This window comes from Parahoeflea halophila (genome assembly GCF_900220985.1).
GTDB classification, from domain to species: domain Bacteria; phylum Pseudomonadota; class Alphaproteobacteria; order Rhizobiales; family Rhizobiaceae; genus Hoeflea; species Hoeflea halophila.
In genome coordinates, this window is record NZ_OCPC01000002.1 from 392,133 (window position 1) to 416,485 (window position 24,353).

At 62.2% G+C, this 24,353-nt stretch carries 20 protein-coding genes; 10 read left to right on the top strand and 10 right to left on the bottom strand.

The window, feature by feature from the left end:
• The first annotated feature begins 8 nt into the window (after positions 1 to 8).
• The 4 genes from CRO46_RS09300 (at position 9) to trxA (ending at position 7,942) form a co-directional block, all read left to right on the top strand.
• Positions 9 to 743 (top strand): nucleotidyltransferase family protein, encoded by a 735-nt coding sequence (locus CRO46_RS09300; RefSeq protein ID WP_097107181.1) that lies wholly within the window; start codon positions 9 to 11, stop codon positions 741 to 743.
• Positions 740 to 3,946, top strand: a complete 3,207-nt coding sequence (gene addB, locus CRO46_RS09305; RefSeq protein WP_097107183.1) for a double-strand break repair protein AddB — start codon at positions 740 to 742, stop codon at positions 3,944 to 3,946. Before CRO46_RS09300 ends, addB begins: the two co-directional genes overlap by 4 nt.
• Positions 3,939 to 7,505, top strand: coding sequence for a double-strand break repair helicase AddA (addA, locus tag CRO46_RS09310; protein ID WP_244577836.1), 3,567 nt, complete (start codon positions 3,939 to 3,941; stop codon positions 7,503 to 7,505). The genes addB and addA overlap by 8 nt, the downstream gene beginning before the upstream one ends.
• A gap of 113 nt (positions 7,506 to 7,618) precedes the next feature.
• A complete protein-coding gene (gene trxA, locus CRO46_RS09315) occupies positions 7,619 to 7,942 on the top strand; it encodes a thioredoxin (RefSeq protein WP_097107187.1) in 324 nt (107 codons plus the stop codon).
• Positions 7,943 to 8,020: 78 nt separating this feature from the next.
• Here the strand turns inward: trxA and CRO46_RS09320 are convergent, their stop codons facing one another.
• From CRO46_RS09320 to CRO46_RS09360, 9 genes are all read right to left on the bottom strand, one after another.
• Positions 8,021 to 9,313, bottom strand: coding sequence for a bifunctional folylpolyglutamate synthase/dihydrofolate synthase (locus CRO46_RS09320; RefSeq protein WP_097107691.1), 1,293 nt, complete (start codon positions 9,311 to 9,313; stop codon positions 8,021 to 8,023).
• Positions 9,314 to 9,387: 74 nt separating this feature from the next.
• The gene (gene accD / locus CRO46_RS09325; RefSeq protein WP_097107188.1) at positions 9,388 to 10,308 is read right to left on the bottom strand and encodes an acetyl-CoA carboxylase, carboxyltransferase subunit beta; all 921 of its coding nucleotides are present in this window, start codon (positions 10,306 to 10,308) and stop codon (positions 9,388 to 9,390) included.
• Positions 10,309 to 10,344: 36 nt separating this feature from the next.
• Positions 10,345 to 11,184, bottom strand: coding sequence for a tryptophan synthase subunit alpha (trpA, locus tag CRO46_RS09330; protein WP_097107190.1), 840 nt, complete (start codon positions 11,182 to 11,184; stop codon positions 10,345 to 10,347).
• Positions 11,185 to 11,892, bottom strand: a complete 708-nt coding sequence (locus CRO46_RS09335) for a flavodoxin family protein (RefSeq protein WP_097107192.1) — start codon at positions 11,890 to 11,892, stop codon at positions 11,185 to 11,187.
• Positions 11,893 to 11,894: 2 nt separating this feature from the next.
• Positions 11,895 to 13,115 carry a tryptophan synthase subunit beta gene (trpB, locus tag CRO46_RS09340; RefSeq protein WP_097107194.1) on the bottom strand — a complete coding sequence of 407 codons (1,221 nt, stop codon included), beginning with the start codon at positions 13,113 to 13,115 and terminating at the stop codon, positions 11,895 to 11,897.
• A gap of 5 nt (positions 13,116 to 13,120) precedes the next feature.
• Positions 13,121 to 13,795, bottom strand: coding sequence for a phosphoribosylanthranilate isomerase (locus CRO46_RS09345; protein WP_097107196.1), 675 nt, complete (start codon positions 13,793 to 13,795; stop codon positions 13,121 to 13,123).
• 94 nt (positions 13,796 to 13,889) lie between these two features.
• A complete protein-coding gene (locus CRO46_RS09350; RefSeq protein WP_097107197.1) occupies positions 13,890 to 14,636 on the bottom strand; it encodes a M48 family metallopeptidase in 747 nt (248 codons plus the stop codon).
• A gap of 137 nt (positions 14,637 to 14,773) precedes the next feature.
• Positions 14,774 to 15,202: a DUF2852 domain-containing protein gene (locus tag CRO46_RS09355; RefSeq protein WP_097107199.1), complete on the bottom strand. Its 429-nt coding sequence runs from the start codon at positions 15,200 to 15,202 to the stop codon at positions 14,774 to 14,776.
• A 161-nt stretch (positions 15,203 to 15,363) separates the two neighbouring features.
• A complete protein-coding gene (locus tag CRO46_RS09360) occupies positions 15,364 to 16,647 on the bottom strand; it encodes a polyhydroxyalkanoate depolymerase (protein ID WP_097107693.1) in 1,284 nt (427 codons plus the stop codon).
• 359 nt (positions 16,648 to 17,006) lie between these two features.
• Between CRO46_RS09360 and CRO46_RS09365 the strand changes: the two genes are divergently transcribed.
• Entirely contained in the window at positions 17,007 to 18,203 is a 1,197-nt protein-coding gene (locus tag CRO46_RS09365) for a DegT/DnrJ/EryC1/StrS family aminotransferase (RefSeq protein ID WP_210421511.1), read from the top strand.
• A 34-nt stretch (positions 18,204 to 18,237) separates the two neighbouring features.
• On the opposite strand, the gene CRO46_RS09370 is transcribed toward CRO46_RS09365, so the two are convergent.
• Positions 18,238 to 18,999 carry an IclR family transcriptional regulator gene (locus CRO46_RS09370; RefSeq protein WP_097107202.1) on the bottom strand — a complete coding sequence of 254 codons (762 nt, stop codon included), beginning with the start codon at positions 18,997 to 18,999 and terminating at the stop codon, positions 18,238 to 18,240.
• 124 nt (positions 19,000 to 19,123) lie between these two features.
• Between CRO46_RS09370 and CRO46_RS09375 the strand changes: the two genes are divergently transcribed.
• The 5 genes from CRO46_RS09375 (at position 19,124) to CRO46_RS09395 (ending at position 24,252) form a co-directional block, all read left to right on the top strand.
• On the top strand, positions 19,124 to 20,722 hold the full coding sequence (locus CRO46_RS09375) for a GMC family oxidoreductase (protein ID WP_097107204.1): 1,599 nt from the start codon (positions 19,124 to 19,126) through the stop codon (positions 20,720 to 20,722).
• Positions 20,723 to 20,759: 37 nt separating this feature from the next.
• Complete coding sequence (locus CRO46_RS09380) at positions 20,760 to 20,990, top strand: hypothetical protein (protein WP_097107206.1); 231 nt, start codon at positions 20,760 to 20,762, stop codon at positions 20,988 to 20,990.
• A gap of 107 nt (positions 20,991 to 21,097) precedes the next feature.
• Entirely contained in the window at positions 21,098 to 22,216 is a 1,119-nt protein-coding gene (locus tag CRO46_RS09385) for a TRAP transporter substrate-binding protein (protein ID WP_097107207.1), read from the top strand.
• Positions 22,217 to 22,303: 87 nt separating this feature from the next.
• The gene (locus tag CRO46_RS09390; protein ID WP_097107209.1) at positions 22,304 to 22,918 is read left to right on the top strand and encodes a TRAP transporter small permease subunit; all 615 of its coding nucleotides are present in this window, start codon (positions 22,304 to 22,306) and stop codon (positions 22,916 to 22,918) included.
• Positions 22,915 to 24,252 (top strand): TRAP transporter large permease, encoded by a 1,338-nt coding sequence (locus CRO46_RS09395; RefSeq protein WP_097107211.1) that lies wholly within the window; start codon positions 22,915 to 22,917, stop codon positions 24,250 to 24,252. The genes CRO46_RS09390 and CRO46_RS09395 overlap by 4 nt, the downstream gene beginning before the upstream one ends.
• Positions 24,253 to 24,353 lie beyond the last annotated feature (101 nt).

Here is a 24,353-nt window from a genome sequence, read left to right on the forward strand (position 1 = left end):
CCGTACCGATGACCATCGACACCGCCATGATCCTTGCCGCGGGGCTTGGCACCCGCATGCGCCCGATCACCGAGACGCTGCCCAAGCCGCTGGTCGACGTGGCGGGCAAGCCACTGATCGCCTATGGTCTTGAAGCGCTCTCGCACGCCGGAGTGAGCCGCAGCGTCGTCAATGTGCACTATCTCGCACCGCTGCTGACCGATTGGCTGTCAAAGCAGTCAGGCATGACAATCGAGATTTCCGACGAAACCGATCAGCTGCTCGATTCCGGCGGCGGCATCGTCAAAGCCTTGCCGCTGCTTGGGACCGAACCGTTTCTGGTGCTCAATGCCGATACCTTCTGGCTCGAGGAACCGGGCAGCGACACCGGTAACCTGACCCGCATGGTTGATCGTTTCGATCCCGAATCAATGGACATTCTGCTGATGACCGCTCGCTTGGATCAGGCCACCGGCCATACCGGCGCGGGGGATTTCGTTCTCAGTGAGGATGGCCGTCTCGCCCGTTTCCGGGGCCAGGGTGATCCGGTCATCTATGCCGGTGCGATTATATTGCATCCACGCATCTTCGAGGACATTACGGAACCGAAATTTTCTCTCAACCGCTGTTTCGACTCGGCGGAGAAAGAAGGCCGTCTGTTCGGCATGCCGATGCGGGGCCATTGGCTCACCGTGGGAACCCCCGAAGCCATCGGCGAGGCCGAAGCAGCCCGCGCCCGCTATCTCGGCGAACCGGTCCGGTGACGCCGGCCTCCCCCCGCATAGTCACGATCCCGCCCGGGGTGGATTTCCTGGCCACGCTGGCGGGCCGGATCATCGACGGCGGACTTGTGCCGGGGCTCACCTATTCACCAGAAAATCCGCTTTCTTTGGCCGGCGCAACGGTGTTCGTCCCCACCCGCCGCGCCGCGCGGGTGCTGCGCTCCGAACTGACCGATCTGATCGGCAAGGGGTCGGCGATCCTGCCGTCCATTCGACCCCTGGGCGAAACCGACGACGATGCCGGGTATTTCGATTCCGCCGATCCTGAAACCCTGGCGCTCGACCCGCCCATTCCGCAGACGGCTGCCACCCTGCGTCTGGCCGATCTCGTGCTGGCCTGGAAACAGGCCTTGCCGCAGGCGGTCAAGGATCACCTGGGAGGCGTGCCGTTGGTCGCACCCGCCAATCCTGCCGATGCCATATGGCTGGGCCGCGCGCTGTCGGATCTGATTCAGGCCGTGGAAACCGAGGAATGCGATTTTGCCAGGCTGGATGCGGTTGCCGATGCCGACCTGCAGCAATGGTGGCAGCTGACGGCAGAGTTTCTGAAAATCGCCCGCGAGTTCTGGCCCTCGCTGCTGGCGGAAATCCATCGCTCCAGCCCGGCCCGGCATCACAACGCGATGCTCGACGTCTTCACCCGCAGCCTCGCCGCTTCACCTGCCTGCCGCCCCGTCATCGTCGCCGGGTCGACCGGCACCAGGCCGTCCACGGCCCGGCTGATTGCCACGGTGGCCAAGCTGCCGCACGGGGCCGTGGTGCTGCCGGGGCTGGATCACGCGATGCAGCCAAGGCATTGGCAGGGTCTGGCAGAGGCCGCGATGACACGGCAATCGCCCGATGGCCGCAATCTGATCGATGTCGCCATCCGCAGCCACCCGCAATATGGTCTGCTCAAGCTGCTTGAGAGCTGTGATCTCCGCGTTGACCAGCTCTCCGAGATCCCCGAAATCGGCAGCCTCGGACCTGAGCTTGCAGTCCGCCGGACGCTGGTCTCCCAAGCCCTGTTGCCGGCCATCGCGACCGAAGCCTGGGGCGAGGCCGGGTTTCTGCCGGATGCGGCGGTGGTGAAACCGGGCTTTGAAAGCGTCAGCCTGATCGAAGCCGCCAATGAGCGCGAGGAAGCCGCGGCATTGGCGGCAGCCATGCGCCGCGCGCTCGAACCGCGTCCCGGTCTTGCGGAGCCGACGGCGGCGCTGGTCACGCCCGACCGCAATCTCGCCCGCCGCGTCATCACCGAACTGGCGCGCTACGGCATCGAAGCCAATGATTCGGGCGGCACGCCCCTGACCTCCAGCCTTCAGGGCGGCCTGGCACGGCTCGCGGTCCATGTGGCCTTTGCGCCCGGCGATCCGGTGGCCATCGCGGCCCTGATCAAGCACCCGCTGGCACGCTTCGGGCTCAGCCAGTCCGAGGCTCGCGCCCGCGCCGGTTATGTCGAGCGGATCGCGCTGCGTGGCGGCAGCGGATCGGCCGACATTGAAGAACTTGAAGCACTGGTCATCCGGCGTGAGCCCATGCGGCATGATCGCCATGCGGGCGGGTGGCTGAGCCGCATCAGCGATGAACAGGCGGAGCAGGCCCGGGATTTCGCCTCCCGTGCCGCCGATGCCCTTTCTCCGCTGACCTCCGTTCTGGTCGAGCGCGACGGCACCGGCGTCACCAAAGAGATCCCGGTCGGCCGGCTTGCTGCCCTGACGGCCGATGCGCTCGAACGCATCTGCATCGACGACACCGGCACGCTGGAGGCCCTGTGGGGCGATGAGGCGGGGGCCGACCTCGCTGCCGTGCTGCTTGAAACCCGCGACAGTGGCGCAATGCTGTCAATGACTGGTTATGAGTGGCTGGGTGCCCTCGACGGCTTGATCTCGGGCCGCACGGTCAAGCCGCGCGTCGGCGGCCATCCCCGCGCCTCCATCTGGGGTGCGCTCGAGGCCCGGCTGCAGCATGTCGACACGCTTCTGATGGGGGCGCTGAATGAAGGCGTCTGGCCGCAGGCCGGTCAGGAAGATCCGTTTCTGTCGCGCGCGATGAAGGCAGCTGTCGGGCTCGAACCGCCCGAACGCCGCATCGGCCAGGCCGCGCATGACTTCCAGATGGCGATGGGCGCGCCCGAAGTGGTGCTGTCGCGCTCCTTCCGCTCCGGCAAGGCGCCGACTGTCGCCTCGCGCTGGTTGCAACGGCTTCTGGCTGTCATCGGGCCGGAACCGGCGGCCATGCTCCGCACTCGCGGCCAAGCCCTGCTCGCCCACACCCGCAGGCTTGATCAGGGGCCATCTGCCCCGACATCGCCCCGGCCCGAGCCACACCCTCCGGCGCATCTTCAACCCGGCAGCTACTCGTTTTCCGAAGTCGGCAGACTGCGCCGAGACCCCTACGCGATCTATGCAAGGCGGATTCTCGGCCTTGATCCGCTGGAGCCGTTTCTCGCCGACCCCGGACCACGCGAGCGCGGCACGCTCTACCACGAGATCCTCGAGGAATTCGTCGCCGGGCATGACCCGGCTGCCCGCACGCTTGATACCCTTCGCGACATCGCCACAAGACGTTTCGAGGCTGCCGGACTGCCGGATGCCACCGCGCTGGTCTGGCGCCTGCGCTTTGACAAGGCGGCCGGGGCGATTGCTGACTGGGAACGCGAACATGCTTCCGGCCTGGCGCAATCGCTCGTCGAGACCCGCGCCAGCCTGGAGCTGCCGCTGGGTGGGCTCAAACTCACCGGAATGGCCGACCGGCTCGATTTGCGCCAAGACGGCACCGTCTGGATCATCGATTACAAGACCGGCGGTACGCCCTCGCGCAAGGAAGCGCGGATCCTGCTCGATCCGCAGCTGGCGCTTGAAGCCTACGCGCTGCTCAATGGCGGCTTTTCCGGGCTCGGCAGGATGCCGGTGTCGAGCCTGCTCTACCTCCGCCTGACCGGAAGGGAGCCGTTTGCCGAGCGCATCGACACCGATCCCGACAAGCCGGGCCGCGACGAATTTCTGGCGCCGCAGGATCTCGCAGACAAGGCGGCCGAGGAGTTCAGCCGGCTGGTGGCGCTGCTGCGCTCGGGCAAGCGTGGTTTCCTGTCCCGGGCGATCCCGCGCAGCGCCCGTGATTTCGGCGGCGAATACGACCATCTGGCACGGGTCGCCGAATGGCAGACCGCCGTCGATGCCGAGGGAGGTGACGGCGATGACTGAGCAAACCAGCCAGGCGATCATTTCCGACACCACGCTGCGTCAGAACCGTGCGGCGACGCCGACATTGTCGGCCTGGGTCTCGGCCAATGCCGGTTCCGGCAAGACTCATGTTTTGGCCCGCCGGGTGATCCGACTCTTGCTGCGCGGCGCACGGCCTTCGGCAATCCTCTGCCTGACCTATACCAAGGCCGCTTCGGCGGAGATGTCCAACCGTATCTTCAAGACGCTGGGCGAATGGGTACGGCTCGACGATGCCGCGCTCGCCGAGCGGATCACCGAGCTTGAAGGAAGGCCAGCCGAGCCGCATCAGCTGGTGCGCGCGCGCCGGCTGTTTGCCACCGCGCTTGAAACGCCGGGCGGCCTCAAGATCCAGACCATTCACGCCTTTTGCGAAGCCGTGCTGCACCGGTTTCCGCTGGAAGCCAATATTCCCGGCCATTTCAACGTGCTCGACGACCAGAAAGCAGCCGAGCTGCTGGCCGAGGCGCGCCGTCATCTGATGTCGTCGCAGTCCTTCGAAAACCACCCGGAACTGGCGCGTGCGGTCACTGAAGCGCTTGATGTCGGCGGTGAGGCCGGTTTCGACAAGTTGATCTCGGGCCTTTACGCGCGGCGTCGCGAATATATTGCCTTTGACGCCATGGCGAAGACGGCGACCGGCGCGGAAGCGCTGATCCGGCAAGCCCTTGGCCTCGCTCCTGAGGACAATGAAACAGCGCTTGTCAAAACATCCTGGCCGCTCGAGGCGCTGCCGGTGGAGTACCTGCGCGCTGTCCATGAGTTTGCCGAATCGGCGAAATCCGCTTCCAAGGCGTACAATTTTTCCTTCGGGCTGCTCACCGCCGGCTCCGAACCAGACCCGGATACGAGGCTCGATCTGCTCAGGCAGGTGTTCTTCACCAAATCAGGCGCTCCGGCCAAGCTCGGCACGGTTGCCTCGAAGTCCGTCCTTGAGCGGTTTCCGGACCTCACCGACCGGGTCGCTGCAGCGCAGGAACAGATAATCGCTGTTTTCGACAAGCTGGCGCGGCTCCACATGTTGTCGGCTTCGGTAACCGTGTTTCACCTGGCACGGCGCTATCTGGGCGAGTTCGAGCGGCTGAAAACCCGGCAGGCGCTGCTGGATTATGACGATCTGATCGGCGCCACCGAAGCGCTTCTGTCCAAAAGCGGCGCCAGCGCCTGGGTCCACTACAAGCTAGACCAGGGCATCGACCACGTGCTGGTCGACGAGGCACAGGACACCGCGCCGCTGCAATGGAACGTCATCGGGGCCCTGTCAGATGAATTCTTTGCCGGCGAAGGAGCCCGGCCGGCGACCCGGACACTGTTTGCGGTCGGGGACGAAAAACAGTCGATCTATTCGTTCCAGGGCGCCCGGCCCGAGCGCTTCGCCGAAGAGCGTGGCCGGATCGCCAAGCTTGCCAAAGCCATGGACGCCGAGTTCGAGCAGGTCTCGCTTCGCGTCTCATTCCGCTCCTCCACCGAGGTGCTGAAACTGGTCGACCATGTCTTTGCCAGCGCCGACGCGCTGCGCGGCATAGGGTCGGCTGACGAGCCGGTGATCCATGAGACCGTGCGGTTGCAGGCACCCGGGCTGGTCGAGATCTGGCCGATGATCGCCAGGGAGCAGACCGGCGACGAGGACGACTGGACTGCGGCCTTTGACGAGGTGCCGGAGTCCGCACCCGCCGCCCAGCTTGCCCGCCGCATTGCCGATGTGCTGCGGCACTGGGTCGGTAAGGAGATGATCGAGGATCAGAAATCCAGGAAGATACGACCCGTGGCGCCGGGCGATGTCCTCGTTTTGGTCCGCAAGCGCGATGGCTTCGTTCCGACATTGCTCAGAACCCTGAAGGCGACCACGGATATTCCGGTAGCGGGCGCCGACCGGCTTCGTCTGACCGATCATATCGCGGTGCAGGACCTGATCGCGCTGGGGCGTTTCGTGCTTCTGAGCGATGACGATCTCTCACTCGCAGCCTTGTTCAAGAGCCCGTTGCTGGGTCTCGATGAGGATGACCTGTTTTTACTGACGTCCCAGCGGCCTGACGGCATGTCGGTCTGGCGGCGGTTGCGCGACCTTGCCGAAACCGACCCGCGCTTTGAGACAGCGGTTGCCAAACTCAAGCGCTGGAGCAGCCGTGCCGCACAGCTGCCGCCGCATGATTTCTTTGCAAGCCTGCTCGGCCCCGATGGTGGCCGCCGGGCCTATCTCGCCCGCCTCGGTCATGAAGTTGGCGACGTGCTGGACGAGTTTCTCGGCCTGACGCTTGACCACGAACAGGCCGGATTGCCGGGACTGCAGTCCTTCCTCGCCATGCTCGAAACCGACACGCCGGAAATCAAGCGCGAGATGGAAGGCCAGTCCGGCGCCGTGCGGATCATGACGGTTCACGCTGCAAAGGGCCTGGAAGCGCCGATCGTGTTTCTGGTAGATTCCGGCGGCGAGGCATTCCAGCACAGCCATCAGCCGCGGCTCCTGCTGCTGCCGCCAAGACCCGGATCGGACGAGCCGCCGAGCGTGCCGGTCTGGCTACCCGACAAGGGTCACGAGAACGAGGCGATCGCGCCGGTCCGCGAGAAAATGCGTGAGCAGGCCGAGGAGGAATACCGGCGGCTGCTCTATGTCGGGCTGACCCGGGCTGCGGACCGGCTGGTTGTCTGCGGATATCGCGGCATCCGCGAAGTCCGGACACCGACCTGGCATTCGCTGGCATCCGCCGGGCTTGAGCGCGCCGCCGACGGAGAGCCTGATTACACGGTTTCGGACGTCGTCTACCAAGCCGTCACTGAACCCTTCGAAGCCCGGCGCTTTTGCCGGACCCGAGTGGCAGAACCGGTGGCTACATCCCGGGGTCCACAGGCATCCGCGTTTGCCGCCACGACGCCCGTGAGCGGTATCCACATCCCGGCAGCTCCCTTGCCGCCTCCTGCTCGCCTGCCCAGGCCGCTGGCGCCTTCAGGAGTCAGTGCCGTGCTCGAGGACAGTGCCGAACTGGCCACCCGTTCGCCCTTTGCCGGCGGCCATGCCGGTTCGACCGCAGCGCTCGAACGCGGCAGCATGATCCACCGCCTGCTTCACGTCTTGCCGGGCGTTCCTGCAGCCGAACGGCAGGCCGTGCTCACCCGTTATCTCGCACGCGCCCTGCCCGGAGAACAGGAAGAATCGCGGCAGATCATCGAGAGTCAGGTGCTGTCAGTCCTTCAGGATCCGGCCTTTGCACCGATCTTCGATGCGCCGGGCGAAGCCGAAGTCTCCGTCATGGGCACGTTGCGGGTTGCAGGCGAGGAACGCGCGGTCTCGGGCCGGATCGACCGCATCGCGCTCGACGGTGACCGGGTGCTGATCGTGGACTACAAGACCGGTCTTGCGCCGCAACCCGGTGAGCAACCACCGTCCGGTCATGTTTCCCAGCTCGCCATCTATCGCGCGCTGCTTTCGCCGCTTTATCCTGGGCGGCGGATCGACGCTGCGCTGGTCTATGTTTCCGGCCCGCAACTCATTGAAATTCCCGGCCCGGTTCTGGATCAGGCATTGTCCGGTCTCGATGCATAATCGGCCGGCCGGTATCACGGCTCGGTGAAGCCGATGGAAATGCCTTGAATACTTGGGCCTGAATCATCACATTGGGATCACACACGAGTCACCCATCAAAGGAGTGCCGAAACATGGCAACCGTAAAAGTAGACACCGCCAATTTTCAGAGCGAAGTGCTCGATTCCACCGTTCCCGTCGTCGTCGACTTCTGGGCTGAATGGTGCGGACCGTGCAAGATGATTGCTCCGAGCCTCGAGGAAATTTCCAACGAGATGGAAGGCAGCGTCAAGGTCGCCAAGCTCAACATCGATGAGAACCCCGAACTCGCCTCCCAGTTCGGTGTCCGCTCGATCCCGACGCTTGCGATGTTCAAGGGCGGCGCCGTGGCCGACATCAAGGTTGGCGCTTCGCCAAAGACGGCGCTCTCGAGCTGGATTTCCGGCGCCATCGCCTGATTTCAGGTTTTCGAGCCATGAAACACCCGTCCGGGAAACCGGGCGGGTTTTTTGATGCCTGGATTTGAAACCTACCGTTCAGACGGGCGGTGTTTCGTTGAACCTCAGCACTTCACCCAGAAGGTAGAGCGATCCGCCGATCAGGATCCGTGGTGGCCGCTCAAGTTCGTTCCAGTTGCTGCAGATGGCGGCAATCGCGCTCTCGACATCCCTGGCAGCCTGCGCGGTCAGGCCCGCCTGGATGGCGGTACTGGAGAGAAACCCGGGATCCAGACCAGCCTCGGAATCGGAAACCGGAACCGTGAACACGTGGCGCACCATGCCGGCAAAGGCTTCGAAATAGCCCACCGGATCCTTGGTGTTGATCATGCCGGTGATCAGGAACAGCGGCCGTGAGTCGCGGTCGTTGAGGTTCGCCATGGCCTCCGCTATCACCTTGCCGGCGCCGGGGTTATGGCCGCCGTCGATCCACAGCTCGACACCTTCCATTGCGCCGTCGACGAGGCGTCCGTGGGTCAGGCGTTCGAGCCGCCCGGGCCAGGACACGTTGAGCAGGCCTTCGGCGGTGGCGCGTTCCTGAAGCTTGAAGCCGGCCGCCTTCAGGCCGCGGATGGCGGCCGCCGCATTGCCCTGCTGGTGCCGGCCCGCAAGCCTGGGCAAGGGCAGGTCGATCAATTCGTCCTCGTCCTGGTAGACCAGCCGTCCGTTTTCCTCGAGCGCCATGAAATCCTGGCCGTAGATGCTCATCGGGCACCGGAGCCGCTCGGCGATCTCGATCAGCACTTCGCGGGCTGCTTCTTCGGTCTGGGCACCGATCACCGCCGGCGAACCTGCCTTGATTATCCCGGCCTTTTCCGCCGCAATCAGCTCGACGCGGTCGCCAAGATAGGCCTGGTGGTCGAGCGAGATCGACATGATCAGGCTGACCGCGGGATGCGCGATCACATTGGTGGCATCAAATCGCCCACCGAGCCCGACCTCGATCAGCGCCGCATCGGCGGGATGCTCGGAAAACAGCACGAACATCACGGCGGTCAGGATCTCGAAGACGGTGATCGTCTCGCCCTGATTGGCATCTGCCACCCGCCGCAACGCCTCGGCCAGCACCTCGTCCTCGACCAGCTTCCCGCCACCCTTGGCGCCGATGCGGAAGCGCTCGTGCCAGTTGACCAGGTGCGGCGAGGTATGGACGTGAGCCGTCAGCCCGTGCGCTTCGAGAATGGCGCGGCAGAAGGCGCTGGTCGATCCCTTGCCGTTGGTTCCGGCGATATGGAGCACCGGCGGCAGCTTTTCATGCGGATTGCCGAGCCGCGCAAGCAGCCGGGTGATCCGCTCCAGCGACAGGTCGAAGCCCTTCGGATGCAGCGCCATCAGCGCGTTGATTTCCCGTTCAGCAGCCGACACGACAGCTCCTCTCGCCACCGTTTCCGGTTCTGGTTGGGATCTTATTCCGCGGCCTCTGCCGGTGCGGCTGGAGCAGCTTTCTCGGGTGCGGGGAGGGCGGTCGGCGCCGGCGCATCCAGCTTCAGAAAGATCCTGAGCAGGCGGGCCACGGTCGCCGGCAGGTCGTGGCGGTGCACCACCATGTCGACCATGCCGTGATCGACCAGGTATTCCGCGGTCTGAAAGCCCTCCGGCAGCTTTTCACGGATCGTCTGCTCGATCACCCGTTTGCCGGCAAAGCCGATTTCTGCGCCCGGCTCGGCCAGGTGAATATCGCCGAGCATCGCGTAGGAGGCCGAAACCCCGCCAGTGGTCGGGTTGGTCAGCACCACGATATAGGGCAGTCCGGCTTCCTTGAGCATCTCCACCGCAACGGTTGTGCGCGGCAATTGCATCAGCGACAGGATGCCTTCCTGCATGCGTGCGCCGCCCGATGCCGGGAACATCACCAGCGGGCACTTGCGCTCTATCGCGGCTTCGAAAGCCTTGACGATGGCTTCACCGGCAGCAAGACCGAGCGAGCCGCCCATGAAAGCAAAATCATGCACGCAGGCGACGATCTTGACGCCCTGCACCGCGCCATGGGCGGACACGATCGAATCTTCCAGCCCGGTCTTTGCCCGGTTTTCCCTGAGCCGGTCGGCATATTTCTTCGAATCGCGGAATTTCAGCGGATCCTGCGGTACTTTGGGCGACGGCAGTAACTCGTACTTGCCGTCGTCGAACATATGCTTGAGCCGGGCTTCGGCCGACATCTTCATGTGGTAGCCCGACGCCGGGATCACGAAATGGTTCTCTTCCAGATCGTTGTGGAACACCATTTCCCCGGTTTCGGGGCACTTGATCCACAGGTTTTCCGGCACCTCGCGGCGGCCGAGCATCGAATTGATCTTTGGCCTGACGTAGTTGGTAATCCAGTTCAACGCGTTATCTCCGGTTCGTCACCCAGTGTGGGGGTCTTATTGTGTCGGTGCAAGGCGCGCGGCGCGAACGCCGGTGGCAAGGCCGCGCACCATGGTGGCGACACTCTCGACCGTATCGGTCGTGGCCGCACCCTTGGCATCAAGCGTATTTGCGATCTGATTGACGATCGCGGTGCCAACCACGACGCCGTCTGCCGACTGGCCGATGGCGCGCGCCTGCTCGGCGGTCTTCACCCCGAAGCCGACGCAGACCGGCAGCTTGGTGTGGCTCTTGATCCGGTCGACGGCCACATTGACCTTCGACGTGTCTGCGATCGCCGATCCGGTGATTCCGGTCATCGAGACATAATAGACAAAGCCCGAAGTGTTGGAGAGCACCCGCGGCAGCCGCTTGTCGTCAGTGGTCGGTGTCGCCAGCCGGATGAAATTGACCCCGGCCTTCATCGCCGGAATGCACAATTCGTCGTCCATTTCCGGCGGCAGATCGACCACGATCAGCCCGTCGATCCCGGCCTCCTTGGCGTCGGACAGGAACTTGTCCACGCCGTAGATGTAGATCGGGTTGTAATAGCCCATCAGCACGATCGGTGTCTCGTTGTCGTCCTTGCGGAAATCCCGCGCCAGTTCCATCGTCTTGACGAGCGACTGGCCGCCCTTGAGCGCCCGCTGACCGGCCATCTGGATCGCCGGTCCGTCGGCCATCGGGTCGGAGAACGGCATGCCGAGTTCGATCACGTCGGAGCCCGCACCTGGAAGCGCCTGCATTATCTTCAACGAGGTGTCGTAATCGGGATCGCCGCCCATGAAATAGGTCACCAGCGCCGGCCGTCCCTCGGCCTTGAGTTTTTCAAATCGGGTATCGATGCGAGTGGTCATTCAGGATTTTCCGATCTCGGGGTGGTCGAAACGCGCGCCGTTGTTCCAGGCTTCGACATCATTGCCATGATTGGGAATGCCCCCGGCTTCCTTGAGCATCCTCGCCAGATGCATCAGGTTCCAGGTCATGAACGAGGTGTTGCGCTTGGTAAAATCATTGTCGTAGCCGGCTCCGTCATCGCCATAGGATTTGCCCGGGCCGACTTCGCCGATCCAGCCGCAATCGGCCTGTGGCGGAATCGTGTAGCCGACATGCTGCATGGCATAGAGGCAGGTCATCGACGCGTGTTTGACGCCATCCTCGTTGCCGGTGACAACGCAACCGCCGACCTTGCCGTAGAAGATATACTGGCCGCGGTCATTGCGCTGACCCGAATGGGCATAAAGCCGCTCGATGATGACCCGGCAGAGCGAGGATTCCTCGCCCAGCCACAACGGCGTGCCGATCACCAGAATGTCGGCATCGCGGATTTTTGGCCAGAAGATCTCCGGCCAGTCATCCCGCTCCGCCCCATGCTCGCGCATGTCGGGTTGCACGCCGTAGGCGATATGATGGTCTGCCGCGCGCAGAAGGTCCAGCTTGACGCCGTTGGTCTCCATGATCGCCATGGAGTTGCGCATCAGCCGCTCGGTGTGGCTTTCGCCCTGAGCCGTGCTCTTGAGCGTGGTGTTGATGAACACCGCCCGCAGATCGGAGAAATCGGTCATGATCAGAGCTCCACGCCGAGGATTTTGCCGACGGTAAAGATGTCCTTGTCGCCTCGGCCGCACAAGTTCATCACGATGATCTGATCCTTGTCCATTTTCGGTGCCCGCTTGATGACTTCGGCCAGTGCATGGCTCGGCTCGAGCGCCGGAATGATGCCCTCGAGACGGGTCAGCAGCTGGAAGGCTTCAAGCGCTTCGTCGTCCATGACCGGCACATACTCGACCCGGTCGGTCTCCTTCAGGAAGGAGTGCTCGGGCCCGATGCCGGGATAGTCGAGACCGGCCGAGATCGAATGGCCTTCCTTGATCTGCCCGTCGCCGTCCTGCAGCAGATAGGTGCGGTTGCCATGCAGAACGCCCGGCGATCCGGCGGTCAGCGAGGCGCAGTGCTCCTCGCCGTCAAGGCCCTTGCCGCCTGCCTCGACCCCGATGATCTGCACGTCCTTGTCGTCCAGGAACGGGTGGAACAGGCCGATGGCGTTGGAGCCGCCGCCGACCGCGGCCACCAGCATGTCCGGCAGACGGCCTTCGGCGGCCAGCATCTGTTCGCGGGTTTCCTGCCCGATCACCGACTGGAAGGTACGCACCATCTCCGGATAGGGATGCGGGCCCGCCGCCGTGCCGATCAGGTAATAGGTGTCGTCGACATTGGTCACCCAGTCGCGCAACGCCTCGTTCATCGCGTCCTTCAGCGTGCCCTGGCCGGATGTGACCGGATGTACCTTGGCGCCGAGCAGCTTCATGCGGAACACGTTCGGCGCCTGCCGCTGCACATCGGTGGCGCCCATATAGACTTCGCATGGATAGCCAAAGCGTGCCGCTACCGTGGCCGAGGCAACGCCGTGCTGGCCCGCACCGGTTTCGGCGATAATCCGTGTCTTGCCCATCCGCTTTGCAAGCAGGATCTGGCCGATGCAGTTGTTGATCTTGTGCGAGCCGGTGTGGTTGAGCTCGTCGCGCTTGAAGTAGACCTTGGCGCCGCCCAGGTGCTCGGTCAGCCGTTCGGCGAAATAGAGCGGCGATGGCCGCCCGACATAATGGGAATTGAGATGATCGAGTTCGGCGCGGAATGTCGGGTCAGCCTTCGCCTTGGTCCACTCTTCTTCCAGCTCAAGGATCAATGGCATCAGCGTTTCGGCAACGAAACGGCCACCGAAAATGCCAAACATGCCCTGTTCATCAGGGCCGGTACGGAAAGAATTCGGGGTGCTTGTCTGGTTCAAATCATCTACTCCTGAGACCCTGACCGGGCTGTGAGGCCGGCATCGCGAACGGCGCGGACAAACGCGTCCATCATGCCGAAATCCTTGACGCCGGGTGCGCTTTCAACACCGGAGGATACATCGACCATGGTCGCACCGCTGATGCGGAGCGCCTCACCGACATTGTCTTTCGTCAATCCACCGGAAAGCATGTAACTAGCGGCCCCGTCAAGCGTTGCAAGAAGCCGCCAGTCGAAGCTCACGCCGTTGCCGCCGGGCAGGTCGGAGCCCTTCGGTGGCTTGGCGTCGAACAGGAACCGGTCGGCGATTCCTTCATAAGGACCGATGCAGTCAAGGTCGGCGGCCTCGCGGATGGCAAAAGCCTTCATTACCGGCAGTCCGTAGCGGGCCTTGAGTTCGGCTGTGCGATCGGGGCTTTCGCCGCCATGCAGCTGCAGCCAGTCGGGCTTCATGCGCTTGACGATCTCGTCCAGCCCGGCATCATCCATATTGACCGTCACCGCAACCGTCTTGAGATCACGCGCCCGGGCCCGTTCGGCAAGTTTGGCAGCAGTGTCCACCGCAACATGGCGCGGGCTCTTCTCAAAAAAGATGAATCCCGCCATACCGGCGTTCAGTTCGGCCGCGCGATCCACCGCCTCGGCTGTGCTCAGGCCACATATCTTGATCTCTGTCGTCATGGCGGCTGACGTCGCACAAAATGGTGGCAGAGTCGAGACGGGGCTGCTTCGGCAATCGTGGTCAGGCTACGGTGCTTGGCGCATCCGGCAGGGTTCAGAAGCTCACCGCAAACAGGCGCGAGCCGTTCTGCTTGAGCCAGCGCTTGGCCTCCTTGGTGCGCGGGCACAGCGCCTTGCAGGTGGCCCAGAAGTCCGGCCCGTGATTCATTTCCTTCAGATGCGCCACCTCGTGGGCTGCGAGATAGTCGATGACGAAATCCGGCGCCATCGCGATCCGCCAGGAAAACGACAGGTTGCCCTCGGACGTGCACGATCCCCAGCGGCTTTTGGTATCCTTGTAGGAAATCGACCCGAACGGCTTGCCCAGGGTTGCGGCGTGGTGGCGGACCAGCCGTTCCATTTCGGTCTTCGCCACCCGCTTGAGATGGTCTGAGACCCGCCGGCCGACATGTTCGGGCAGGCAGGAAACAAGCAGCGTCGGCATCCCGTCGAGTTCGGTCTGCTCGGCCAGCCCGCGCAGCTTGCCGGTCATCTGGATCCGGTGTTCGACACCGCGAATGGTGATCTTGCCGGTGTCAGCCGGCGATCCGCTCTCTTCGACGCGGGCCAGACGGGTCATCAGCCAGCCGTGGTGGCGGGTGAGAAAGGCGTCGATCTCGCGTCCCGGAAGTCCCTTCGGAATGGTCAGCCTAAGTGCCTGGCCGCCGGGCTCGATGCGCAGCGTCAGCCTTGTGGCGCGCGCGTTTTCCCGGATCGACAAAGGCAGCTCACGGCCATTGACGGTGACTGCGACAGGACGCGGTGCAGCAGGTTTGCGGGTGGAGCGGGGAATACCGAACATGCGGGTCTGTCTATCCGATTCGAATGGGGCAGCGGGACTGTTTTCTTGGCGTCTGTTGCGACGAAACCTGCGATCCTCGCAACAAAAAGGGCGGCGCACTGAGCGCCGCCCTCCCGGGAAGTCAGCTGGAGCGTGGCTCAGGCGTTGATGTCAGGTACGGAACCGGGCGTTTTGGCTTGGTTGGCCTTGCGCTCAGCCATGAAGCGGTTGAACTCCTCGCGGTCGCGCGCCATGCGCAGGTCGCGCATATGCTGGTCGAACTCGCGGCGCATCTCATCGAGCTTCTTGCGTTCTTCATCGAGCCGCGCCATTTCTGCATCGCGCCACTCGTCAAAGGCGGCGTTGCCACTGCCACCCGTACGCATGCCGTGACGGTTCTTTCGGAACGCGCTGGTCAAGTCGTCGGTGGCGCGGTTTACGTCAGCCTTGAACCCGTCAAGCCGCTCACCCCAGATAATATAGGCGAGCATGGCCAGGCCGAGCGGCCAGAAGACCATGAAGCCCAGGACCATCAGGGCGATGGTTGCAGGCGTCCAGGCGGGACGGATCAATGCGGTCTGTGTCATGGGTCAAAACCTCATCTGGTGAAGGGAAGCGGGGATCGTTCCCTTGTACATTCGATGTGGTATGAATCGTGAACCTATTCAAGAAAATCACCGCAGAAATCCGATATTTCTCTGTTTTTTAAGAGAAATTTTGGATGCCTAAAAAGCTCTGAAAATCCGGTTCAGTCGCTCCGGCCGCCCTCGATTACCTTTGGTTGAGCCTTCTTGGCCTTGTTGCCGCGGGCATGGGTGCGAGCAAAATCGAGGATCCGCGGTGCGATTTCTGCGCGGAATCGCGAGCCGTTGAAAACGCCGTAATGGCCGACCTTGGGCTGCACGTAGTGATGCCGCATGTCTTCTGGAATGTTCGGGCAGATGGTCTGCGCTGCCTCGGTCTGGCCGACTCCCGAAATGTCGTCGTTCTCGCCTTCGACCGTCATCAGCGCCACATTGCGGATCGCCTTGGTGTCGACCTTGCGGCCCCGATGCATCATTTCGCCCTTGGGCAGCGAGTGCTTGATGAACACCGTGTCGACAGTCTGAAGGTAGAATTCGGCGGTCATGTCCATCACGGCAAGGTATTCGTCATAGAAGTCGCGGTGCCGCTCCGCGGAATCTCCATCGTTCTTGACCAGATGCATGAAGAAATCCTTCTGCGCGATCATGTGACGGTCGAGATTCATCGTCATGAAGCCCGAAAGTTGCAGAAATCCCGGATAGACGGAGCGGGAAAAGCCCGGCAACGGCCACGGCACCTGCATGATGACATTGTCCTCGAACCACTCGATCGGCTTGGCCTGAGCCAGCTCGTTGACGCCTGTGGGGTTGATCCGGGTGTCGATAGGACCGCCCATCAGCGTCATGGTCGACGGTGCAAACGTGTCACCACTCTCTTCCATCACCGCGACAGCTGCGAGAACCGGTACCGAGGGCTGGCAGACGGCAACCACATGGGTGTCGGGGCCGAGCGCATGCAGCATGGAAATAATGTAATCGATATAGTCGTCGAGATCGAAGCGGCCTTCGGAAACCGGCACCATTCGCGCGTCAGTCCAGTCGGTGATGTAGACTTCGGCACTGGGCAGCAGCGTCTCGACAGTGCCGCGCAGCAGGGTTGCGTAATGGCCCGACATCGGCGCAACGATCAGGATCTTCGGATCCGGCTTGTGGTTCGCCGGCAGGGACCGCTCGAAATGGATAAGGTTGCAGAACGGGCGCGACCATACGACCTTCTCATGGACGGAGACTTTGCCGGTATTGAGCGAAGTCTCGTTCAGCCCGAACTCCGGTTTGCCATAGCGCCGTGTCGTGCGTTCGAAGACTTCAAAACCCGCGGCGAGCGACCGGCCGAACGGTGTGTGCGACATTGGATTGGCCGGGTTCCGGAACGCCAGGCGCATGGCGTCAGCGTAGGCCCGCATTGGCGCCATCGCCGCGTGGTTAAGTTCATACATCTGATAGAACATGATGCTATGCCTTTTGTTGCGGCAGACAGACTGCCCGGTTTGCGCCATCATGCACATCATATCCTTACCGGAGACTGACTTGTTGCAGCGCGCAAATGGTGTGGGAGCCTAGCACGGTTTTATTGCATTGCAACAACAGACCCCTGTGATTCCCCGGAGCATTCGCCCGGGACACTAAGCTTGCGGAGAGTTGACAGCGGTCCAGGCCTGGTTCCTGCATGGGTTGCGGACGGTATTGCGCCTGCTGTCCCGCACACCAAACGCGGTTGTCCTTATCAATGCTCTCGAACTGGTCGTAAGATGTGGGCCTGGTTCGTCCTATGCCGGGCAAGGTCGGCATTTGGCCGGGGAGACAGGCTGTGAAACCCTTTGACGGTAATTTTACTCAGCAGGAGCCGCTCGATGACCTGGTCGTTGCTGCAGCCACCGAGGTCCTGAAATCAGGCCGCCTGCACCGCTACAACAGCGAACCGGGAGAACTTTCGAAGGTTTCCCTGCTTGAACAGGCCTATGCCGCCTATCAGGGCGCGCGCTACTGCCTGGCTTGCGCCTCCGGCGGATATGCCATGGCGATTGCCCTGCGCGCAGCCGGTCTTGTGCAGGGCGAGCCTGTTCTCACCAATGCCTTCACGCTGGCGCCGGTGCCCGGTGCCATCACCGCAGCCGGAGGCAAGCCGCTGCTCGTCGAGATCACCGAAGCCCTGGTGATCGATCTTGATGATCTCGAGCGCAAGGCAAGGTCTTCAGGCGCGCGGTTCCTGCTCTTGTCGAACATGCGCGGTCATCTGGTCGACATGGAACGACTCGCTGCCATCGTCCAATCCTACGATCTGATCCTGATAGAGGATTGCGCCCACACCATGGGGGCAGCCTGGAATGGCCGCAAAAGCGGCAGTTTCGGACTGGCGGGGTGTTTCTCCACCCAGACATACAAGCATCTCAATTCGGGCGAAGGCGGATTTCTGACTTCCGATGATCCCGATTTCATGGCTCGCGCCATCATCCTGTCCGGTTCCTACATGCTCTACGAGCGCCACGGTGCGGCTCCGCCGCCCGAGGTGTTCGCGCGGATCCGGCTCGATACGCCCAACATGTCCGGCCGCATGGACAATCTGCGCGCGGCCATCCTGTTGCCGCAGCTCGCACGTCTCGAAAACAGCATCGATCGCTGGAACGAACGCTACCAAACTGTCGAGCAGGCGCTCGCCGGCGCCGGTGGTGTCGAGGTGTACAAACGGCCGCAGCAGGAACGTTATGTCGGCAGTTCGATTCAGTTCCGCTTGCCCGGTCTTTCGCCAGCTCAGGCGCAGTCCTTCGTCGCAGCCAACAAGGCGCTTGGCGTCGAGTTGAAATGGTTCGGCGCCACAGAGCCGGTGGCCTTCACATCGAACCACCATAGTTGGCATTATGTCGAACCGCAGCAATTGCCTGAGACCGACCGGATTCTTTCGAGCCTGTTCGACATGCGCCTGCCATTGACATTTTCGCTTGAGGATTGCCGCCACATAGGTGCAATCATCGTTCATTGCGCGATGAATCTTGGTGTCGAAACGTGAGCCTGCAGGCCAGTGGTTCAGCGGGGTTGATGCTTCAGATCAGCACGCGCTGCATCTTCTCGACGGCAATGGTGAAATCGTCCAGAAAACCGCGGAGCGTGTCTGTCGACAGCCGGATACTGGGGCCGTGACAGGCGATTGCCGCCAGGAACCGGCCCTGGTCGTCCGTCACCGGAACCGCGATCGCCACCATGCCGTCGAGGAATTCCCCATTGTCGATGGCATAACCGGCCTTTGAAACCGTAGCGAGCTCTTCAAGCAGCGCCTCGGCATCGGTGATGGTGTTGGACGTCTTCCGGTCAAGCGTCAGCCCATGGCAAAACGCCTTCCGCTTGCGGCTGTCGAGGCTGGCGAGAAACACCTTGCCGCTGGCGGTACAGTGAAACGGCACATGCGTTCCGATCGGCAGCTGCACCCGGAAGGCCCAACCGGTTTCCACCCGGTCGAGATAGCTCATCCCGTCATCATCCGGCACCACGTAATTGATCGTTTCGCCGGTTTTCTGCGCAAGCTCGACAAGTACCTGCCGGCGCAGAATGTGTTCGCGCGACGAGTGCAACAGGCCCGCGCCGAATAGGCGCGCCCGCCGTGCCGTGCGCAGCCGCCGACCGTTCGGCTCGTAAACCAGAAAGCCCTCATCCACCAGGGTCGCGCAGAGGCGGTGAATGGTCTGTTTCGGCAGGCCGAGCGACTGGTTGATCTCGGTCGGGGTCATCGCCTCGGCCCGGGTGCCGACGGCTTCAAGAATAAGCAGCGTTCGCAAATTTGTAGCGATGCGGTCTTCCGTATTCGGCATGTCAAACCAGTTTCAAGTAATCAATAGTTCCAGTTGTGCCCCCACTTGCGTCCGGGTCAAGGAAGTGAATACGATGATTAACGAGAAGTAAAGTCTCATTATTTGAGTTTTGAGGTGTTCTTGATTGGAGTTTGACTTTGTCATTGTTGGAGCGGGGTCAGCCGGTTGCGTATTGGCCAACCGGCTTTCGGCTGATCCCTCGGTCTCCGTGGCCCTGATCGAAGCCGGCGGCCGTGATGACTCGCCGTGGATCCATGTTCCGGTCGGATACTTCAAGACCATCAAGGATCCGGCGCTCAACTGGATGTACCGGACCGAGGCCGACAAGGGTCTCAACGGCCGTTCAATCAATTGGCCACGCGGCAAGACACTGGGCGGTTCCAGTTCGATCAACGGACTGCTCTATGTCCGCGGCCAGCCGCAGGACTATGACCGGTGGCGGCAGATGGGCAATCCCGGCTGGGGCTGGGATGATCTGTTGCCATTGTTCAAGCGCAGTGAAGCCTGGGAAGGTGGTGCTGATCCGGTTCGCGGTGCCGGCGGCGAGCTTTCGGTCTCCCGGTCGCGGCAGTCCTGGCAGGTGGTCGACGCCTGGGTCGAAGCCGCAAGATCGGCAGGATTTCCTTTCAATCCGGATTACAACGGCACAGAGCAGGAAGGCGTCGGCTATTTCCAGCTGACCGCGCGCAACGGCCTGCGTTGCAGTTCCGCCAAGGCCTTCCTCAAACCTGCGAGATTCCGGCCCAACCTGAAGATCTTCACGCACATGCAGGTCGATAGCGTTGAACTCGAAGCCGGCCGCGCAATCGCGGTGCGTGGCAGGCGTCACGGCTCGCCGTTGCGGATTTCCGCCAGGCGCGAGATCATCCTCTCGGCTGGCGCCATCGGTTCTCCGCAAATCCTCATGTTGTCAGGCATCGGCGAACCCGGCCACCTTGCCGAGCACGGCATTTCGCTCAATCACGCGCTGCCCGGTGTTGGCCAGAACCTGCAGGACCATCTTCAGGCACGTCCGGTCTACCGTTGCACGGCGCCCACCATAAACACCCGCACCCGGGGGCTGTTCAATCAGACCCGGATCGGCATGGAGTATCTGATCAGCCGCTCCGGCCCCCTGACGCTTGCGGCCAGCCTCGGCACCGGCTTCCTCAAGACCCGGCCGGATCTCGAAACACCCGACATCCAATTCCACATCCAACCGTTCAGCGCCAACAATCCGACCACCGACACCGATGATTTCGACGCTTTCACCGCGTCCGTGCTGCAGCTAAGGCCCGAAAGCACCGGTGAAATCAGGCTGCGCTCGGCCCATATCGAGGATCACCCGCTGATCCATCCCAATTACCTGTCCACGCCGCTCGATCAACAGACCATCGTCGAGGGTATCCGGCTTGCACGGCGCATCTGCCGTCATGCACCGGTCGCCGATCTGATCATCAAGGAGCATGCGCCCGGCAACGCCGTGCCGGACGAGGACTTTGAAGGATTGCTCAACTGGGCGCGCGACACCTCGACCACGATCTATCACCCGACCGGCACCTGCAAGATGGGCCAGGATCCGATGGCAGTCGTCGATGAACGTCTCCGCGTCCGCGGCATCGACGGCCTCAGGGTCGCAGACGCATCGATCATGCCGTCAATCGTCTCTGGAAACACCAATGCGCCGGCCATCATGATCGGCGAAAAGGCATCCGACATGATCCGGGAGGACATGCGCACATGAGAGCAAACATCAAATCCGGCACCGGAGGAGTCACTTGATGCTGCAGCAGGTTTTCGATTTCGGAGCAATCGTTCTGGCCGATCTGATGCTGCCGGGGGACAATGCGCTGGTCATGGCCACGGCCGCCATCGCCGATGGCGACACCGGCATGATGAGCTTCGGACTCGGCTTTATGGTGCTGTACTGTGTCGCCGGTGACGTGCTGTGCCGCGCAGTTGTTGTTCCTGAGACCGGGATCGTGATGATGGTGGGGAGGATATCATCGTGAGGCTCAGCTGACTGCCCGTCCGTTTACACGCTGTCCGGGAAGCCTTCGCCGGGCAGGTTGGTCTGTCGTTGAATTGGAGGCGAGACATGAAACGGGAGGAGAACCCCATGTCGAGACTAACCAAGCTTACCAAGGGTGCCGCAGCCGCCGCTCTGCTCGCGGCAACGTCGCTGTTCGGCGTGTCCGCCGAGGCCAAGACGACGATCCGCGTTCAGTCGGTCATTCCCAACACGGCCGACGAAGTGGTCATGCTTCAGGATTTTGCCGATGACGTCAAAGCCCTGACCGATGGCGAGGTCGAGTTCGAGATCCTGCCGGCCGGCGCAGTCGTCGGCGTCCAGGAAATTCTCGATGCCGTGGACGCCGGGCTGATCGATGGCGGTTTCGCCTGGACCCATTACTGGTCGGGAAAGCATCCCGCAGCCATGCTGTTCGGTTCGCCGGTTGCCGGTGCGGGTATCGGCATCGACAACATCGCCTTCATGTCCTGGTATCTCAATGCCGGCGGCAAGGAGCTCTACGACCAGCTCTGGAAGGAGATGGGCGTCAATGTAAAGGGCTTCATGCTGCAGCCGGTCGGCCCCGAGGCGCTCGGCTGGTTCAAGGAGCCGATCACCACCATGGATGATTTCCGCAAGTATCGGTTCCGCACCCCTCCCGGCATTCCGGGCCAGACCTACAAGGACATTGGCGTGGCCTCGGTCGCCATGGGTGGCGGCGACATCCTGCCGGCACTGGAAAAGGGCACCATCGATGCCGCTGAATGGTGCTGCCCCAAGCCGGATTCGGTGTTCGGTTTCCAGAAGGTGCTCAAGCACTACTATCTGCAGGGCCTGCACCAGGTGGTGGTCAATGCCGACCTCTATCTCAATGGCGATGTCTTCGACGCACTGACCCCGTTGCAGCAGAAAGCCATCGAGGTGGCCGCCAACGCATCGCTGATGAAGGCCATGGCCTATCGCATCAACGAAAACGGCAAGGCGCTCGACAAGCTGATCAACGAGGACGGCGTCGAGTTGCACGACACCCCGGCGGAATATTTCACCGAGTACATGGCCGCCGCCAATGCTGCACTTGAGAAGAATGCGGCTGAAAACGCCTTCTTCAAGCAGGTCTGGGACAGCCAGAAGGAATTTGCCCGGACTGCGGTGCCCTATTGGGCCCAGGCCCAGCGCACCAATGCCAATCTCGGTGCGGCTTACGCCGACACGCTCAAAAAGCAATAATCATCATGAGCTTGCGATCCGCCCCGCGCTGTCGCGGGGCGGGTTATCCACCCGGTAACGGGCGAATCAGGGTCTTGGGAGGGCATCATGGCCGGGAATGAACCAGACGACACCGTGCCGATCGGCGACGAGCTGCTCGCCGAACGCCGCGCCGGACCGGGCAAACGCATGCCCGATGACATGCATCCGGTGGCTCGCGCGACCATCCACACCATCGACACGATCTCCGAATGGGTTGGCCGCGTGGTGGCACTGTTGGTGGTGCCGATCATCCTGGCAATGGTCTATGAGGTGATTGCGCGCAAGTTCTTTATCGCACCGACACTCTGGGCCTTCGACATCTCGCGCATGCTCTATGGCATGTCCTTCATGCTCGGTGCGGCCTATGCGCTGATGCATGGCCTGCATATCAGGGCCGACTTTCTCTACCGTAATTTTGAAGTCAGGACGCAAGGCCGCGTCGATCTCGTGCTTTACATCGTGCTGTTCATGCCGGCGATGATCTTCCTGCTGATCGCAGGCTACGAATTCGCGCTGAAATCGGTGCTTCAGGGCGAACGCGCCGGGGACAGCACCTGGGCGCCGGTTGTCTGGCCGGTCAAGGTCGCTCTCGCCGTTGGCGTCGCGCTGCTGTTGGTGCAGGGAGTCTCCGAAATTCTCAAATCCTGGTACGCGGCAACCCGTGGCAGGTGGCCGTCATGAGCTTTTTCGAGTTTGCGCCGGAGATCATCGGCTTCCTGATGATCGGTGCGATGCTGTTTGCCATCTTTATCGGTTTCCCGATTTCCTTCACCCTGATTTTCCTTGGCATCGTCTTCGGCGCCTGGGGCTTCGGTCTGAAGCTCACCATCTTCCTGATGACCTTGCAATTCTACGGCTCGATGATGGAGCAGACGCTGGCTGCCGTACCGCTGTTTGTCTTCATGGGCTTCATGATGGAGCAGGCCGGGTTGATGGAGCGATTGTTCCGGGCGGTGCAGCTGATCCTCGCCCGCATGACCGGATCGCTGTTCGTCGCAGTCCTTTTCGTCTCGGTGATATTCGGTGCAGCGACTGGCATTGTCGGTGCTTCGGTGACCATCCTTGGCATCATGGCCGCCAGGACGATGAGCGAATCCGGCTATGATGTCCGCCTTGCCGCCGGCACCATTACAGCCGGCGGAACGCTTGGGATTCTCATTCCACCTTCGATCATGCTGGTCGTCATGGGTCCGGTTCTGGAAGTCCCCGTTACCGACCTGTTCGCCGCGGCTATTCTGCCCGGCGTGATGATGGCGGTTCTCTATCTCGTCTATGCCCTGGGCCGTTGCTGGCTCAACCCCAAGCTTGGCCCGCCCTTGCGCGACGACCAGATTCCGGGAGATCGCAGCCATGTCTGGCGGGAGTTTTTCTTGGGTCTTGTACCGCCCACCATCCTGATTGCGTTTGCCATGGGCTCGATCCTGTTTGGATGGGCGACGCCCACCGAGGGTGCAGGCATGGGCGCGCTGGGATCGGTGTTGCTGACCATCGGCTATCGCAAGTTCAGCTGGAAGCGCACCTATGACGCGCTGCTCAAGACGCTCGAGATCTCGGTCCTGATCCTGTTTCTGGTGGCTGCCTCGAACTTCTTCGGCGCGGTCTTCTCCCGGCTTGGCACTCCGGGCCTGATCACCGACTGGCTGTTGCTGCTCGACCTGTCGCCAAGCCTGATCATCATCATGATCCTGGCCATGGTCTTCATTCTCGGCTGGCCGCTCGAATGGGTGCCGATCGTGCTGATCATCCTTCCGATCCTGCAGCCGGTTCTGCTGGAAATGAACGTCAACATGACCTGGTTCGCTATTCTCGTGGCAGTCTGTTTGCAGACCGCTTGGCTGTCGCCGCCAGTGGCGCTTTCGGCCTACTTCCTCAAGGGCGTGGCGCCGAATTGGGATCTGAAGGACATCTATTACGGCATGATGCAGTTCATGACCGTGCAGATCTTCGGTCTGGTCCTGGTCTTCATTTTCCCGTGGCTGGCCTTGTGGTTGCCTGGATATCTTTATGGGAACTGATCTGCCGCCGGAGCAGTGCCGGCGGTCAAACGATCTGGCGTTGCGAAGCGGCCAAACTGGCACTAGAGCTGATCTGGCCAGTTGTGGTTTCTAACCTTCAA